We start from the raw sequence: 16835 nt of genomic DNA, 5'->3' as shown, positions 1-16835 counted from the left end.
CAGTACCGCCGCTGTTGGCGGCCCCGGCGCGCTGCGAGTCTGATGATCATGAACAGCCACCACACCGAAGCCGGTGTCACCGTCCTGGGCCTGGGCCGGATGGGCTCGGCGCTCGCCGCCGCCTTCCTCGCCGCAGGCCACCCCACCACCGTCTGGAACCGCACGCCCGCCAGGGCCGACGAGCTCGCCGCGGCCGGCGCGGTCCGCGCGGAGACCGTCGCCGAGGCCGTCACCGCCAGTGACCTCGTCGTGGTCTGCGTCCTCGACCAGCCCGCCGTCACCGCCCTGCTGGACCCGGTCGCCGGGTCGCTCGCGGGCCGCACCCTGGTGAACCTGACGTCCGGATCGCCGGAGCAGGCCCGTGCGATGGCCGCCTGGGCGGCCGGGCACTCCGTCGCCTATCTGGACGGCGGCATCATGACGACGCCGGACGGCGTGGGCCTGCCGACGAGCATGTTCCTCTACGGCGGTTCGCCCGGGGCGCTCGCCGCCCACCACAAGACCCTGTCCGTGCTCGGCGACCCGGTGGACCTGGGCGACGACGCCGGGCTCGCCTCGCTGTACGACGCGGGGCTGCTGGGGCTGATGTGGTCGGTGTTCGGCGGCTGGCTGCACGCCACCGCGCTGGCCGGCGCGGACGGGGTGGCCGCGAGCGCCTTCACCCCGGTCGCCGTCCGCTGGCTGACGACGGTGAGCGGCTTCATGGAGCGGTACGCCGGCCAGATCGACGCCGGCCACTACCCGGGCGACGACGCCACCATCGACGTGCAGCTCGCGGCCATCGAGCATCTGCTGCACGCCGGCCGCGAGCGCGGGATCGACGGGCGGCTGCCGGAGCTGCACCGGGAGCTGATGGCCAAGGCCGTCGCGGAGGGCAACGGCGGCGACAGCTACGCCCGGCTGGTGGACGCCTTCCGCGGGCGCTGAACCGGGTACGGCACGATGGGCCCGTGATCAGTGACCAGCGTGGACCGATAGGCGTCGGTGGAGCCGTTCCCCTCACGGCGGTGACCGCCGGGACGGTCGCCATGGTGGTCTCGTACGCGGGGCCGCTCGCCCTCGTCCTGGCCGCCGCCTCGGCGGCCGGGCTCTCCGGGGCGCAGACCTCGTCGTGGGTGTGGGCCGTCTCCATCGGGGCGGGCGTCACCTGCGTCGGGCTCAGCTGGTGGAGCCGCGCGCCGGTCGTCACCGCCTTCTCCACGCCCGGCGCGGCGATCCTGGTGACCGCCCTGCCGCAGCACGGCTATGCCGAGGCCGTCGGGGCCTTCCTGGCCGCGGGCGTGGCGGCCACGGTGCTGACGGCGACCGGGGTGTTCGCGCGGGTGCTGGCCCGTATCCCGGCGGGTGTGATCGCGGCGATGCTCGCGGGGACCCTGTTCTCCTTCGGCACGGCCGTCTTCACCTCCGTGCGGGCGGCACCGCTGCTCGCCGGGGCGATGCTGCTGGCGTACCTGCTGGCGCGGCGCCTGGCGCCGACGTACGCGGTGGTGTGCGCGCTCGCGACCGGGCTGGTGGTGGCGGGCGCGAGCGGGGGGCTGCGGATGGAGCTGCCGGGCCTCGGGCTCGCCGTGCCGCACCTGACGGTGCCGGAGTTCTCGGTCGGGGCGCTGGTGGGGATCGGCGTACCGCTGCTGGTGGCGACCCTGGCCGGGCAGTACGCGCCGGGCATCGCGGTGCTCGACGCGGCCGGGTACCGGCCGGACAGCCGGGTCGTGTGCGGGACGACGGGCCTGGTGTCGGTGCTGCTGGCGCCGTTCGGGGCGCACGCGGTCAACCCGGCGGCCATCACGGCCGCCATCTGCACCGGGCCGGACGCGCACCGGGACCCGGCCAAGCGGTGGATCGCAGGGGTGACGTGCGGCATCGGCTACCTGGTGGTCGGCTGCTTCGGCTCCACGCTGGTGGCGCTGTTCACCGGACTGCCCGAGGCGCTGGTGGCCACGCTGGCGGGGGTGGCGCTGCTGGGCTCGATCGGCGGCAGCCTGGCCGGCACGGTCGCCGACGAACGTGACCGGGAGGCCTCCGTCATCACGTTCCTCGCCACCGCCTCCGGCGTCACGATCGCCGGGATCGGCTCGCCGTTCTGGGGCCTGCTCGCCGGCGTCGCCGCCCACGTCCTGCTCGGCGGGGGCCGGGGCACGCCGAAGGGCCGTCGCTCCCGCCCCGAGCGGGGGAGCGACGGCCCGTCAAGCCGTGTGCGGACGCCTCAGAGGAGACGGACCGCGCCGGACGGCGGGTCGTAGTCGAGCGGCCGCTCGACCACACCGGTGCCTGAGTTCTGCGCGCCGACGAAGTTGCCGCCGCCCACGTAGATCGCCACGTGGTACGAGCTGCTGCGGCCGCCCCAGTAGAGGATGTCGCCGGGCTGGAGGTTGTCGAGCGAGACGGAGGTGCCGCGGCTCGACTGGTCGGACGAGATCCGGGGCAGGTCGATGCCGGCCTGGCGGTAGGCGGCCTGGACGAGGCCGGAGCAGTCCCACGAGTTGGGGCCGGTGCTGCCCATGACGTACGCGTCGCCGACCTGGGCGCGGGCGAACGCGACGACCGCGGCGGCGGAGCCGGTGGCCTGCGAGGAGCCGTAGGAGGAGCCGCCGTCGTCCGAGGAGGACGAGCCGGCGGAGGCGGAGAGCGTGGTGCGCTCGGAGGAGCGGGAGGCGCGCTCGGCGGCCTCGGCCTTCGCCTTCGCCTCGGCCTCGCGCTTGGCCTCCGCCTCGGCCTTGCGGTCGGCCTCGGCCTTGGCCGTCTTGGCGTCCTTGGCCGCCTTGGCGGCGGCGGCGTCCTCCTGCGCCTGGAGCTCCAGGTCGAGTGCGACCTGCTGGGTCGCCTCGGCGGAGGCGGCGACAGCGCTCGACAGGTCCGCGTTGAGCGTGGGCATCTCGATGGTCTCGGTCACCGGCTCGGCCTGGGCCGGCCCGGCAGCACCGGCCACCGCGATGGTGCCGAGAACGCCACCGGCAACTCCGGCGCGCAGCGCGAGCTTCGAAGCGCTGCGGCGGGGCTTCCGGTGGCTGGGTATGTGAGCGGTGTGGGACATGAGTACAACCGCTATCAGGGCTTCACGGTTCCCATCAAGAAACGTGGGGTGCGCCACAGTTGCGTCCGGAGCGTGTGAATCCGCTTCTTGTGCGCCTTTATTGACGCCGTAACGGACAATCCGGGCGTAGATCATCAGGCCCGTGATCATGGGTTATCCGTGAAACGTCCGGATTGCCCCACGCCTACCACCCCTTCACACCGTTGGCCAAGCCCCGCTTTTGACGACCCGTAAGCATGTGACACAGGTCACAGCATGCCAACTCTCCCGTCACCTTCCGGCGTTCGTGAACGGGTGCACGCGTCCACCTCGCTCCCGGCGGTCCCCCCGGTCGGGTGACGAGGGGCTATATCACCCACGTCAGTCCATCGCGAATTTGCATGTAGTGGCCATGGCTTGATAAGGCGACGCCCCCCCGGACCAGCGGTAACACGCTTAATTGTCACGTCTGGTGACCACTTGGCTACTTGGTGTGCGAAGATCACCGTTCATCCGAATTCATGATCGTTCGCCTCGTGGTGGAGATCACAAAGTCGTTGCCGTACCCCGTGTCGCAGATCACACAGCGACAGGCATAGGATGCGAAGCAGTCGGGCTTGTGAACTGCCTCACATGTACGCGATCTTCGAGGCGGCGAGACGGATGCCCGGTGCGGTCCAACGGTCAAGGACGACTGGAAGGAGCGAGGAGCGTGAATGCCTACGCGCCCATCCTCGTGCTCGGCGCCCTCGGGGCAGGGTTTGCGATCTTCTCCGTGGTCATGGCCACGCTTATCGGCCCAAAGCGGTACAACAGGGCGAAGCTTGAGGCGTACGAGTGCGGTATCGAACCCACCCCCACTCCGGCTGGAGGCGGCCGCTTCCCCATCAAGTACTACCTGACGGCGATGCTCTTCATCGTCTTCGACATCGAGATCGTCTTCCTCTACCCCTGGGCCGTCACCTTCGACGCCCTGGGGCTTTTCGGGCTCGTGGAGATGTTGCTCTTCGTGCTCACCGTCTTCGTCGCCTACGGCTATGTCTGGCGGCGCGGCGGCCTGGAATGGGACTGAGGGGCTGAGAGGCACACTCATGGGACTCGAAGAGAAGCTGCCGAGCGGTTTTCTGCTGACGACGGTCGAACAGGCCGCGGGCTGGGTGCGCAAAGCGTCCGTCTTCCCCGCGACCTTCGGTCTCGCCTGCTGCGCCATCGAGATGATGACGACCGGCGCCGGCCGCTACGACCTGGCGCGCTTCGGCATGGAGGTCTTCCGCGGCTCGCCGCGCCAGGCCGACCTGATGATCGTGGCCGGACGGGTGAGCCAGAAGATGGCGCCCGTCCTGCGGCAGGTCTATGACCAGATGCCCAACCCCAAGTGGGTGATCTCCATGGGGGTTTGCGCCTCATCGGGCGGAATGTTCAACAATTACGCAATTGTGCAGGGCGTTGACCACATCGTCCCCGTTGACATCTATTTGCCGGGCTGTCCGCCACGTCCGGAGATGCTCCTCGACGCGATCCTCAAGCTCCACCAGAAGATCCAGGGCTCCAAGCTCGGCGTCAACGCGGAAGAAGCGGCCCGCGAGGCGGAGGAGGCGGCGCTGAAGGCGCTGCCCACGATCGAGATGAAGGGGCTGCTGAGGTGAGCGACGCAGTCGCGGCCGCCTGGCCGCGGTCGACGAGGAAGGGAGAGCCCCGGCTCCCCCTGCCGCCGGTGGGCGCCGCCCCCGGCGCAGGCGGAGAAGGGGGCACCGCCCGGGCGTCGGCGCCGGGAGAGGAAGGGGTGCGCGGTGAGTGACCAGCCCAATCCCGAGAAGGACCTCGGCGCGCAGAACCTGCCGGGGCAGCGCGGTGACCACGGTGAGGAGGTACGCGTCCAGCGCGGCATGTTCGGAGCGGCCAACGGCGGGGACACCTCCGGCTACGGCGGCCTCGTCCGTTCCGTACGGCTGCCGGGCCCGGCCACCCGCCCCTACGGCGGGCCGCGCGGCGGCGGCGCGTACGGGTACTTCGACCAGGTCGCCGACGAGCTCGAAGGCGCCCTGGAGGAACAGGGCCTCGTCCCCGGGAACGCCATCGAGAAGACGGTCGTCGACCGCGGCGAGCTCACCTTCCACATCGCGCGCGAGCACCTCGTGCGCGTCGCCCGCACCCTGCGCGACGACCCGGCCCTGCGCTTCGAGCTCTGTACGGGCGTGAGCGGCGTGCACTACCCGGGGGACAAGGGCCGCGAGCTGCACGCCGTGTACCACCTGCGCTCGCTCACCCACGGCCGGATCATCCGGCTGGAGGTGAGCGCCCCGGACGGCGACCCGCGGATCCCCTCCCTCGTCCCGGTCTATCCGACCAACGACTGGCACGAGCGCGAGGCGTACGACTTCTTCGGGCTGGTCTTCGACGGTCACCCCGCCCTCACCCGGATCATGATGCCGGACGACTGGCAGGGCTTCCCGCAGCGCAAGGACTACCCCCTCGGCGGCATCGCCGTCGAGTACAAGGGCGCCCAGATCCCGGCTCCGGACCAGCGGAGGTCGTACTCGTGACCACCCCATCTGCAAGCCCGCGCGAGACCACCGAGGGAACCGTCTACACGGTCACCGGCGGCGACTGGGACGAGGTCGTCGAGTCGGCGGCCAAGGCCGACGACGAGCGGATCGTCGTCAACATGGGCCCCCAGCACCCCTCCACGCACGGTGTGCTGCGCCTGATCCTGGAGATCGACGGCGAGACCGTCACCGAGGCCCGCTGCGGCATCGGCTACCTCCACACCGGCATCGAGAAGAACCTCGAGTACCGGACCTGGACGCAGGGCACCACCTTCGTCACGCGCATGGACTACCTGACGCCGTTCTTCAACGAGACGGCGTACTGCCTGGGCGTGGAGAAGCTGCTCGGCATCGAGGACCGGATCCCCGACCGGGCCTCCGTGATCCGCGTCCTGCTCATGGAGCTCAACCGGATCTCCTCCCACCTGGTGTGCATCGCCACCGGCGGCATGGAGCTCGGCGCCACCACGATCATGATCTACGGCTTCCGTGATCGTGAACTCGTTCTCGACCTCTACGAGCTGATCACCGGTCTGCGGATGAACCACGCGTTCGTCCGCCCCGGCGGGCTCGCCCAGGACCTGCCCCCGGGCGCCGTCGACCAGCTCCGCGAGTTCGTGAAGACGATGAAGGGCAACCTGCCGGAGTACGACAAGCTCGCCACCGGCAACCCGATCTTCAAGGCCCGCATGCAGGGCGTCGGCCACCTCGACCTGACCGGCTGCATGGCGCTCGGCGCCACCGGCCCGGTCCTGCGCTCGGCGGGCCTGCCGCACGACCTGCGCAAGACCGACCCGTACTGCGGCTACGAGACGTACGACTTCGAGGTGCCGACCGCCGACAGCTGCGACGCGTACGGCCGCTTCCTCATCCGGCTCGAAGAGATGCGCCAGTCGCTGCGGATCATCGAGCAGTGCCTGGACCGGCTGGCCCCCGGTCCCGTGATGGTCGACGACAAGAAGATCGCCTGGCCCGCGCAGCTCGCGCTCGGCCCGGACGGGCTCGGCAACTCGCTCGACCACATCAAGAAGATCATGGGCACCTCGATGGAGGCCCTGATCCACCACTTCAAGCTGGTGACCGAGGGCTTCCGGGTCCCGCCCGGCCAGACCTACACCGCGGTCGAGTCGCCCAAGGGCGAGCTCGGTGTGCACGTCGTCTCCGACGGCGGCACCCGCCCCTACCGGGTCCACTTCCGCGACCCGTCCTTCACCAACCTCCAGGCCATGGCGGCGATGTGCGAGGGCGGCCAGGTCGCCGACGTCATCGTCGCCGTGGCGTCCATCGACCCCGTGATGGGAGGCGTCGACCGGTGACAGACGTCAGCCTGGGGATGCCCCAGCTCCCCGCCCCCGACTACCCGGCCGACGTACGCGCCCGGCTCGACGCGGACGCGGCGGAGGTCGTCGCCCGGTACCCCGACTCGCGCTCCGCGCTGCTCCCCCTGCTGCACCTGGTGCAGTCCGAGGAGGGCTACGTCACCCGCACGGGCATGAGGTTCTGCGCGGAGACCCTCGGCCTGACCACCGCCGAGGTCACCGCGGTCGCCACCTTCTACACGATGTACCGGCGCAAGCCGTCCGGCGACTACCAGGTGGGCGTCTGCACCAACACCCTGTGCGCCGTCATGGGCGGAGACGCCATCTACGAGGAGCTGAAGGAGCACCTCGGGGTCGGCGGCGGAGCCGACGACACGACCGAGGACGGCAAGGTCACCCTCGAACACATCGAGTGCAACGCGGCCTGCGACTTCGCGCCCGTGGTGATGGTCAACTGGGAGTTCTTCGACAACCAGACGCCCGAGTCCGCCAAGCGGCTGGTCGACGACCTGCGCGCGGGCCGCACCGTCGAGCCGACGCGCGGCGCCCCGCTGTGCACGTACAAGGAGACCGCCCGGATCCTGGCCGGCTTCCCCGACCCGCGCCCGGGCGCCGTCGAGGCGACCGGCGGCGCGGGTCCGGCCTCCCTGATCGGGCTCCGGCTCGCCAAGGGCGAGGCCGCCCCCGCGCGCGTGGTCCACCCCCGGGGCGAAGCCGCGCGGGACACGGCCCCCCGCGACGAGCCGCAACCCGGCTCCGGCCACCTCAGCTCGCACGACGCGCCGCAGCGGACGTCGGCATCCGATCCCGCCAACCCGTCCGGTCCGGTCACCGAGGAGGGGGAGTGATGACCTTGTCCGCCCAGTACGGGGACACCACCCAGCCGCCGGCCGGCGGCGGGACCAGTCCCGAGAAGCTGCTCGCACCGGTCCTGTCCGCCTTCTGGGACCAGCCGGACTCCTGGACGCTGGACACCTACCAGCGCCACGACGGGTACGAGGGGCTGAAGAAGGCCCTCGCCATGTCGCCCGACGACCTCATCGCGTACGTCAAGGACTCCGGTCTGCGCGGCCGCGGCGGCGCCGGCTTCCCCACCGGCATGAAGTGGCAGTTCATCCCGCAGGGCGACGGCAAGCCGCACTACCTCGTCGTCAACGCCGACGAATCGGAACCGGGCACCTGCAAGGACATCCCGCTCCTGTTCGCCAACCCGCACTCCCTCATCGAGGGGATCGTGATCGCCTGCTACGCCATCAGGTCGTCGCACGCGTTCATCTATCTGCGCGGGGAGGTCGTGCCCGTACTGCGCAGGCTGCACGAGGCCGTACGCGAGGCCTACGCGGCGGGCTACCTCGGCACCGACATCCTCGGCAGCGGACTCGACCTCGAACTCACCGTGCACGCCGGCGCCGGCGCGTACATCTGCGGCGAGGAGACCGCGCTGCTCGACTCGCTCGAAGGCCGCCGCGGTCAGCCCCGGCTGCGTCCCCCCTTCCCCGCGGTCGCCGGTCTGTACGCGTGCCCCACCGTGGTGAACAACGTCGAGTCGATCGCCTCCGTTCCCGCGATCCTCAACCGGGGCAAGGACTGGTTCAAGTCGATGGGCAGCGAGAAGTCCCCCGGCTTCACGCTCTACTCGCTCAGCGGCCACGTCACCAACCCCGGCCAGTACGAGGCGCCCCTGGGCATCACCCTGCGCCAGCTGCTCGACATGAGCGGCGGCATGCGGGCGGGCCACCGGCTGAAGTTCTGGACCCCCGGCGGCTCGTCCACCCCGATGTTCACCGAGGAACACCTCGACGTACCGCTGGACTACGAGGGCGTGGGCGCCGCCGGGTCGATGCTCGGCACCAAGGCGCTCCAGTGCTTCGACGAGACGACCTGTGTGGTGCGGGCGGTCACCCGGTGGACCGAGTTCTACGCCCACGAGTCGTGCGGCAAGTGCACCCCCTGCCGCGAGGGCACCTACTGGCTCGTGCAGCTGCTGCGTGACATCGAAAGCGGGGCGGGCACCATGGGCGACCTCGACAAGCTGAACGACATCGCCGACAACATCAACGGCAAGTCGTTCTGCGCCCTCGGAGACGGCGCCGCGTCGCCGATCTTCTCCTCGCTGAAGTACTTCCGCGCGGAGTACGAGCAGCACATCACGGGCCGCGGCTGCCCCTTCGACCCGGCCAAGTCGACCGCCTGGGCGGACAATCACCTGGAGGTGCGGGCATGACCGTCACCACGTCGGCCGCCTCCGCCGGAGGCGGCGAGGCGGCGATCCCGCCGGAGGACCTCGTCACCCTGACCATCGACGGCATCGAGATCTCCGTCCCCAAGGGGACGCTGGTCATCCGCGCCGCCGAACAGCTCGGCATCGAGATCCCCCGGTTCTGCGACCACCCCCTCCTCGACCCGGCCGGCGCCTGCCGCCAGTGCATCGTCGAGGTCGAGGGCCAGCGCAAGCCGATGGCCTCCTGCACCATCACCTGCACCGACGGCATGGTCGTCAGGTCGCAGCTCACCTCCCCGGTGGCCGAGAAGGCCCAGGTCGGTGTGATGGAGCTGCTGCTCATCAACCACCCGCTGGACTGCCCGGTCTGCGACAAGGGCGGCGAGTGCCCCCTGCAGAACCAGGCCGTCTCGCACGGGCAGGGCGAATCCCGCTTCGACGGCAGGAAGCGGACCTACGAGAAACCGGTGCCGATCTCCACCCAGGTGCTGCTCGACCGCGAACGGTGCGTCCTGTGCGCCCGCTGCACCCGCTTCTCCCACCAGATCGCGGGCGACCCGATGATCGAGCTGATCGAGCGCGGCGCCCTCCAGCAGGTCGGCACCGGTGAGGGCGACCCCTTCGAGTCGTACTTCTCCGGGAACACCATCCAGATCTGCCCGGTCGGCGCGCTCACCTCGGCGGCGTACCGGTTCCGCTCGCGCCCCTTCGACCTGGTCTCCTCGCCCAGCGTCTGCGAGCACTGCGCGGGCGGCTGCGCGACCCGCACCGACCACCGGCGCGGCAAGGTCATGCGGCGCCTGGCGGCCGACGACCCGGAGGTCAACGAGGAGTGGCTGTGCGACAAGGGCCGCTTCGGATTCCGGTACGCGCAGCAGCGTGACCGCCTCACCACCCCCCTGGTACGGGGCGCGGACGGCACCCTGGCACCGGCCTCCTGGCCGGAGGCGCTGGAGGCGGCCGCCCGCGGACTGGGCGCCGCCAGGGGCCGGGCCGGCGTCCTGGCGGGCGGCAGGCTCACCGTCGAGGACTCGTACGCGTACGCCAAGTTCGCGCGGGTCGCCCTGGACACCAACGACATCGACTTCCGGGCCCGCCCGCACAGCAGCGAGGAGGCCGACTTCCTGGCCGCCCGGGTCGCCGGCCACGGCCGTGACCTGGACGGCGGGGGCCTCACGTACACCGCGCTGGAGGCCGCCCCGGCGGTGCTGCTCGCCGGCTTCGAATCCGAGGAGGAGGCGCCCGGCGTCTTCCTGCGGCTGCGCAAGGCGTGGCGCAAGCACGGGCAGCGGACCTTCTCGCTGGCCCCCTTCGCCACCCGCGGCCTGGAGAAGGCGGGCGGCACCCTGCTGCCGGCCGCCCCCGGCACCGAGACCGAATGGCTCGACGCGCTCGCCGCCGGCACCGGACTGGACGAGGCCGGCGCGCGCTGTGCCGAGGGGCTGCGGGAGCGGGGCGCCGTCCTCCTCGTCGGCGAGCGCCTGGCCACCGTGCCCGGCGCCCTGACCGCCGCCGTCCGGACCGCCGCGGCGACCGGCGCGGAGCTGGTGTGGATCCCGCGCCGGGCCGGTGAGCGCGGGGCGGCCTGGGCGGGCGCGATCCCGTCGCTGCTGCCCGGCGGACGCCCGGCGACCGACCCCCGCGCGCGCGAGGAGACCGCGGCGGCCTGGGGCGTACGCGAACTGCCGCACCGCTACGGCCGGGACACCGGCCAGATCGTCGAGGCCGCGGCCACCGGAGAGCTGGGCGCCCTGGTCGTCGCGGGCGTCGAGGTCGCGGACCTGCCCGACCCGCGGCGCGCCCGTGAGGCGCTCGACGCCGCGTTCGTGGTCTCGCTGGAGCTGCGGCCGAGCGAGGTGACCGAACGGGCGGACGTGGTCCTGCCGGTCGCCGCGGTCGCCGAGAAGTCCGGCACCTTCCTCAACTGGGAGGGCCGCGCGCGGATGTTCGAGGCCGCGCTGAAGCCCGAGCAGATGACCCGGACCCCGGCACCGTCCGACGCCCGGGTGCTGCACATGCTGGCCGACGCGCTGGACGTCCACTTCGCGCTGCCGGACCTGACGTCGGTGCGCCGCGAGCTGGACCGGCTCGGCGGGTGGGACGGGGAGTGGGCGGGCGAACCGGCCGAGCCGGGCGTACCGCTGCCCCTGGCCGGTGACGGCGAGGCCGTCCTGGCCGGACACCGCATGCTGCTCGACCTCGGCCGCCTCCAGGAGGGCGACGAGGCCCTGGCCGGCACCCGGCACGCCTCGGTGGCACGCCTGTCGCCGGCCACGGCGGCCGAGACCGGCGTCAAGGACGGCGACCTGCTGTCGGTGACCGGCCCGGCCGGCTCGCTGCGCATGCCGCTCCAGGTGACCGAGATGCCCGACCGGGTGGTCTGGCTCCCGCTCAACTCCACGGGCCGGGGCGTCCTGTCCGACACGGGCGCGGCCCCCGGCCGGCTGGTCCGGATCAGCCCCGCGGACCCGGCCGAGGACACGGAGGTGCGGTCATGAACCGGCCGAGCGCCCTCCGTGGCGTCCGTGGCGTCCGTGCCCTCCGTGTCGTCCGTGCCGTTCGCGGGACGCGCGCCACGGGCCGCGGGCCCCACCTGTCCGTCGTCCGGCCGGGCAGCGGCCCGGCTCCCGCCGCATCGGAGGTGCGCGCGTGAACCCCGTCCTCCTCGCGGCCGAGGACCTGTCCCTGTTCGGCCGCGACCCCTGGTGGCTCGTGGTGATCAAGGCGGTCTTCTGCTTCGCCTTCCTGATGATCACCGTGCTCTTCTCCATCGTGTGGGAGCGCAAGGTCGTCGCCTGGATGCAGCTGCGCATCGGCCCCAACCGGCACGGCCCCTGGGGCCTCCTCCAGTCCCTCGCGGACGGCGTCAAGCTGATGCTGAAGGAGGACGTCGTCGTCAAGCGGGCCGACAAGGTCGTCTACATCCTCGCCCCGGTCGTGGCCGCGATCCCCGCGTTCATGGCCATCGCCGTGATCCCCTTCGGCCCGGCGGGCAACGAGGTGTCGATCCTCGGGCACCGCACCACGATGCAGCTCACCGACCTGCCGATCGCGATGCTCTACATCCTCGCGGTCGCGTCCGTCGGCATCTACGGCATCGTCCTCGCGGGCTGGTCGTCCGGCTCGACCTATCCGCTCCTCGGCGGACTGCGCTCCTGCGCGCAGATGATCTCCTACGAGATCGCCATGGGCGCCGCGTTCGCCTCCGTCTTCCTCTACTCCGGCTCCATGTCGACCTCGGCCATCGTCGAGGCCCAGGCCGACCGCTGGTTCGTCCTGCTGCTGCCGGTGTCGTTCATCATCTACATCGTCACGATGGTCGGTGAGACCAACCGCGCCCCGTTCGACATGCCGGAGTCCGAGGGCGACCTGGTCGGCGGCTTCAACACCGAGTACAGCTCCATCAAGTTCGCGCTCTTCATGCTCGCCGAGTACGTGAACATGGTGACGGTGTCGGCCGTGTCGGTGACGCTCTTCCTGGGCGGCTGGCGGGCGCCGTACCCGGTCTCCGCCTTCTGGGAGGGCGCGAACCACGGCTGGTGGCCGATGCTCTGGTTCGTCCTCAAGGTGCAGCTGCTGCTCTTCTTCTTCATCTGGCTGCGCGGCACGCTGCCCCGCGTCCGCTACGACCAGCTGATGAAGCTCGGCTGGAAGGTCCTCATCCCGGTCTCGGTCGTCTGGCTGATGCTGGTGGCGACCGTCCGGGCGCTGCGCAACGAGAACTACGACTTCCAGCAGATCGTGCTGTACGTGGCGGGCGCGGTGATCGCGGTCCTGCTGCTGTCCTTCGTCGCCGACATCTTCCGCGACAGGAAGTCCAGGGAGGACGAGCGGGCCGACGAGGCCGCCGCACCCGAATTCGACCCCATGGCCGGCGGGTTCCCCGTACCGCCGCTGCCCGGGCAGACCCTTCCGCCGGTGCCCCGCCGACGGTCGCGCCAGGAGCGCGAGTTGATTGTCAGTGGTGGCCCCGATACTGCTACTGCGAGTGACGGAAAGGAGACGGACGGTGTCTGACTTCCAGAACCCGGTGGCGGGCTTCGGCGTGACCTTCAAGGCCATGTTCAAGAAGCGGCTGACCGAGCAGTACCCCGAGCAGGAGAAGACGACCGCGCCGCGCTTCCACGGCCGGCACCAGCTCAACCGGCACCCGGACGGGCTGGAGAAGTGCGTCGGCTGCGAGCTGTGCGCCTGGGCGTGCCCGGCCGACGCCATCTACGTCGAGGGCGCGGACAACACGGACGAGGAGCGCTACTCGCCCGGTGAGCGGTACGGCCGCGTCTACCAGATCAACTACGCCCGGTGCATCCTGTGCGGCCTGTGCATCGAGGCGTGCCCCACACGCGCGCTGACGATGACCAACGAGTTCGAACTGGCCGACAGCTCCCGCGAGAACCTCATCTACACCAAGGAGCAGCTCCTGGCGGGGCTCGACGAGGGCATGGTCGAGGCGCCGCACTCCGTCTTCCCGGGGACGGACGAGCAGGACTACTACCGGGGCCTGGTCACCGAGGCCGCGCCGGGCACGGTCCGGCAGGTCGCGGTGAGCAAGGGCGAGGCGCCGCAGGAGGCCGCGTCGGTCACCGGCGAGAACGAGCCGGCGGCGCGGCGGCCCGCGACGGGGAAGGCGGTCGACGCATGAGCGCGCTCACCGCCTACGCGGCCGACGCCGCCTCGACCGGCGAGGCGGTCCAGTTCTGGATCCTCGGCACCGTCGCCGTCGCCGGCGCGCTGGGCACCATCCTGATGAGGAAGGCCGTGCACAGTGCGCTGAGCCTGGCCGGGACCATGATCATCCTGGCGGTCTTCTACCTGGCCAACGGGGCGTACTTCCTGGGCGTCGTGCAGATCATCGTCTACACCGGCGCGATCATGATGCTCTTCCTCTTCGTCGTCATGCTGGTCGGTGTCACCGCCGCCGACTCGCTCAAGGAGACCCTCAAGGGCCAGCGCTGGTGGGCCGCCCTCTGCGGTCTGGGCTTCGGGATCCTGCTCGCCGCCGGGATCGGCAACGCCTCGCTGGAGACCTTCAACGGACTCGGCGCGGCGAACGCGGGCGGCAATGTGGAGGGCCTCGCGGCGCTCATCTTCACCACGTACGTCTTCGCCTTCGAGATCACCGGCGCCCTGCTGATCACGGCCGCGGTCGGCGCGATGGTGCTGACGCACCGGGAGCGCACCGAGCGGGCCAGGACCCAGCGGGAGCTCGCGGAGCAGCGCGTGCGGGAAGGCAGGCACCTGCCGCCGCTGCCCGCCCCCGGCGTCTACGCCCGGCACAACGCCGTGGACGTCGCCGGACTGCTGCCGGACGGCACCCCGTCCGAGCTCACCGTCAACAGGACACTGCGGGCGCGCGGCCAGATCCGCGACGTGTCGACCGAGGCGCTCGACGATCTGCGGGCGCTGGAGCAGCGGTCCGAGGAGCGCCTGGGCCGTACGGCCGGGCCGAAGGCGCTGCGGCGTGAGGAGGAGAACGCCCAGTGAATCCGGTCAACTACCTCTACCTCGCGGCCCTGCTGTTCACCATCGGTGCGGCCGGGGTGCTGATCAGGCGTAACGCGATCATCGTCTTCATGTGCGTCGAGCTGATGCTCAACGCGTGCAACCTCGCGTTCGTCGCCTTCTCCCGTATGCACGGCAATCTCGACGGCCAGATCATCGCCTTCTTCACGATGGTCGTCGCCGCCGCGGAGGTCGTGGTCGGGCTCGCGATCATCGTGTCGCTGTTCCGTTCCCGCCACTCGGCCTCGGTCGACGACGCCAGCCTGATGAAGCTGTGAGGGGCTGATTGTGGAGAACCTGATCGCGCTGCTCGTCGCGGCGCCCCTGCTCGGAGCGGCCGTCCTGCTGTGCGGCGGCCGCCGGCTGGACGGGGCCGGGCACTGGCTCGGCACCCTGCTCGCCGGCGCTTCCTTCGTGGTCGCCGCGGTGCTCTTCTTCGACATGCTCGGCCGGGGCGCCGAGGAGCGCTCGCTGCACCAGCGGCTGTTCAGCTGGATCCCGGTCGAGGGCTTCCAGGCGGATGTCGCCTTCCAGCTCGACCAGCTGTCGATGACCTTCGTCCTGCTGATCACCGGGGTGGGCACGCTCATCCATGTGTACTCCATCGGGTACATGGAGCACGACGAGCGCAGGCGCCGCTTCTTCGGCTACCTGAACCTGTTCCTCGCGGCGATGCTGCTGCTGGTCCTCGCCGACAACTACCTGCTGCTGTACTTCGGCTGGGAGGGTGTCGGTCTCGCCTCCTACCTGCTCATCGGCTTCTGGCAGCACAAGCCCGGCGCGGCCACCGCCGCCAAGAAGGCATTCCTGGTCAACCGGGTCGGCGACATCGGCCTGTCCATCGCCATCATGCTGATGTTCACCACCTTCGGGACGTTCGCCTTCGGGCCGGTGCTCGGGGCGACGGGCGAGACGTCCGAGGGCACGCTGACGGCCATCGGGCTGATGCTGCTGCTCGCCGCGTGCGGCAAGTCCGCCCAGGTGCCGCTCCAGTCCTGGCTCGGTGACGCCATGGAGGGCCCGACCCCGGTCTCGGCCCTCATCCACGCCGCGACCATGGTGACCGCGGGCGTGTACCTGATCACCCGGTCCGGTGCGATCTTCAACGCCGCCCCCGACGCGCAGCTGGCCGTCGTGGTGGTCGGCGCGGTGACGCTCCTCTTCGGTGCGATCGTCGGTTGCGCGAAGGACGACATCAAGAAGGCCCTCGCGGGCTCGACGATGTCCCAGATCGGCTACATGATCCTCGCGGCCGGTCTCGGCCCGATCGGGTACGCCTTCGCGATCATGCACCTGGTGACACACGGCTTCTTCAAGGCCGGGCTGTTCCTCGGGGCCGGTTCGGTCATGCACGGCATGAACGACGAGGTCGACATGCGCAAGTACGGCGGCCTGCGGAAGTACATGCCGGTCACCTTCGTGACCTTCGGGCTCGGCTACCTCGCGATCATCGGCTTCCCCGGCCTGTCCGGCTTCTGGTCCAAGGACAAGATCATCGAGGCGGCCTTCGCCAAGGGCGGCACCGAGGGCTGGATCCTCGGCGCGGTCACGCTGCTGGGCGCGGGCATCACGGCGTACTACATGACCCGCGTGATGATCATGACGTTCTTCGGTGAGAAGCGCTGGCAGCCCGCTCCCGACCCGGACGCGGCGGCCGATGTCGAGCCCGGCGCCGAGGCCCGGCCCGGTGAGCTGCCCCACCCGCACGAGTCGCCCCGGTCGATGACCGTGCCGATGATCGTGCTCGCCTTCGGGTCGGTCTTCGCGGGTGGTCTGTTCTCCCTGAACAGCGCCTTCGTGCACTGGCTGGAGCCGGTGACGCAGTTCGAGCACGGCCATCCGCCGCTGAGCGCCGGAGCGATCACCGCCTCCACGGTCGTCGTGCTGCTGATCGGCGTCGCCCTCGCGTACGCGCAGTACGGCCGCAGGCCCGTCCCGGTCGTCGCGCCGCGCGGCTCGCTCCTGACCCGGGCCGCCCGACGCGACCTGCTCCAGGACGACTTCAACCACGTGGTGCTGGTCCGGGGCGGCGAACACCTCACCCGCTCGCTGGTGTACGTCGACCACACCCTGGTCGACGGGGTCGTCAACGGCACCGCCGCCTCGGTCGGCGGACTCTCCGGCCGGCTGCGCACACTGCAGAACGGCTACGCCCGCTCCTACGCGGTCTCCATGTTCGGAGGTACGGCGGTGCTGATCGCCGCGACCCTGCTGATGAGGGCGGTGTGAACCAG

15 protein-coding genes are annotated in these 16835 nt (G+C 71.0%); 14 read left to right on the top strand and 1 reads right to left on the bottom strand.

Features of this window, described 5'->3' with window-relative positions; all coding sequences use genetic code 11:
• Positions 1-48 precede the first annotated feature (48 nt).
• Both PUR26_RS04830 and PUR26_RS04825 read left to right on the top strand, forming a co-directional pair.
• On the top strand, positions 49-927 hold the full coding sequence (locus PUR26_RS04830; protein ID WP_329869526.1) for an NAD(P)-dependent oxidoreductase: 879 nt from the start codon (positions 49-51) through the stop codon (positions 925-927).
• 23 nt (positions 928-950) lie between these two features.
• The gene (locus PUR26_RS04825) at positions 951-2243 is read left to right on the top strand and encodes a benzoate/H(+) symporter BenE family transporter (RefSeq protein WP_329869525.1); all 1293 of its coding nucleotides are present in this window, start codon (positions 951-953) and stop codon (positions 2241-2243) included.
• Here the strand turns inward: PUR26_RS04825 and PUR26_RS04820 are convergent.
• Positions 2207-3034, bottom strand: a complete 828-nt coding sequence (locus PUR26_RS04820) for a C40 family peptidase (protein WP_329869524.1) — start codon at positions 3032-3034, stop codon at positions 2207-2209. The genes PUR26_RS04825 and PUR26_RS04820 overlap by 37 nt on opposite strands.
• 691 nt (positions 3035-3725) lie before the next feature.
• On the opposite strand from PUR26_RS04820, the gene PUR26_RS04815 reads away from it, so the two are divergent.
• The 12 genes from PUR26_RS04815 to nuoL all read left to right on the top strand — a co-directional run bounded on the left by PUR26_RS04815 (position 3726) and on the right by nuoL (position 16830).
• Positions 3726-4085: an NADH-quinone oxidoreductase subunit A gene (locus PUR26_RS04815; protein WP_329869523.1), complete on the top strand. Its 360-nt coding sequence runs from the start codon at positions 3726-3728 to the stop codon at positions 4083-4085.
• Between the two features lie 19 nt (positions 4086-4104).
• A complete protein-coding gene (locus PUR26_RS04810; RefSeq protein WP_329869522.1) occupies positions 4105-4659 on the top strand; it encodes a NuoB/complex I 20 kDa subunit family protein in 555 nt (184 codons plus the stop codon).
• Positions 4660-4803: 144 nt separating this feature from the next.
• Positions 4804-5556, top strand: coding sequence for an NADH-quinone oxidoreductase subunit C (locus PUR26_RS04805; protein WP_329869520.1), 753 nt, complete (start codon positions 4804-4806; stop codon positions 5554-5556).
• Positions 5553-6875 carry an NADH-quinone oxidoreductase subunit D gene (locus PUR26_RS04800; RefSeq protein WP_329869518.1) on the top strand — a complete coding sequence of 441 codons (1323 nt, stop codon included), beginning with the start codon at positions 5553-5555 and terminating at the stop codon, positions 6873-6875. The genes PUR26_RS04805 and PUR26_RS04800 overlap by 4 nt, the downstream gene beginning before the upstream one ends.
• 17 nt (positions 6876-6892) lie before the next feature.
• A complete protein-coding gene (nuoE, locus tag PUR26_RS04795; RefSeq protein WP_329869638.1) occupies positions 6893-7726 on the top strand; it encodes an NADH-quinone oxidoreductase subunit NuoE in 834 nt (277 codons plus the stop codon).
• A complete protein-coding gene (nuoF, locus tag PUR26_RS04790; protein ID WP_329869516.1) occupies positions 7726-9102 on the top strand; it encodes an NADH-quinone oxidoreductase subunit NuoF in 1377 nt (458 codons plus the stop codon). Before nuoE ends, nuoF begins: the two co-directional genes overlap by 1 nt.
• The gene (locus PUR26_RS04785) at positions 9099-11597 is read left to right on the top strand and encodes an NADH-quinone oxidoreductase subunit G (protein ID WP_329869514.1); all 2499 of its coding nucleotides are present in this window, start codon (positions 9099-9101) and stop codon (positions 11595-11597) included. Before nuoF ends, PUR26_RS04785 begins: the two co-directional genes overlap by 4 nt.
• A 151-nt stretch (positions 11598-11748) precedes the next feature.
• Complete coding sequence (gene nuoH, locus PUR26_RS04780; protein WP_329869512.1) at positions 11749-13116, top strand: NADH-quinone oxidoreductase subunit NuoH; 1368 nt, start codon at positions 11749-11751, stop codon at positions 13114-13116.
• On the top strand, positions 13109-13741 hold the full coding sequence (gene nuoI / locus PUR26_RS04775) for an NADH-quinone oxidoreductase subunit NuoI (protein WP_443076970.1): 633 nt from the start codon (positions 13109-13111) through the stop codon (positions 13739-13741). The genes nuoH and nuoI overlap by 8 nt, the downstream gene beginning before the upstream one ends.
• On the top strand, positions 13738-14583 hold the full coding sequence (locus PUR26_RS04770) for an NADH-quinone oxidoreductase subunit J (protein ID WP_329869508.1): 846 nt from the start codon (positions 13738-13740) through the stop codon (positions 14581-14583). Before nuoI ends, PUR26_RS04770 begins: the two co-directional genes overlap by 4 nt.
• Complete coding sequence (gene nuoK / locus PUR26_RS04765; protein WP_329869507.1) at positions 14580-14879, top strand: NADH-quinone oxidoreductase subunit NuoK; 300 nt, start codon at positions 14580-14582, stop codon at positions 14877-14879. The genes PUR26_RS04770 and nuoK overlap by 4 nt, the downstream gene beginning before the upstream one ends.
• A 10-nt stretch (positions 14880-14889) precedes the next feature.
• Entirely contained in the window at positions 14890-16830 is a 1941-nt protein-coding gene (nuoL, locus tag PUR26_RS04760) for an NADH-quinone oxidoreductase subunit L (protein ID WP_329869505.1), read from the top strand.
• Positions 16831-16835: the final 5 nt, after the last annotated feature.

The organism is Streptomyces sp. SP18CS02 (assembly GCF_036322365.1).
Taxonomy (GTDB): domain Bacteria; phylum Actinomycetota; class Actinomycetes; order Streptomycetales; family Streptomycetaceae; genus Streptomyces.
This window is presented reverse-complemented; position numbering and strand designations above follow the sequence as displayed.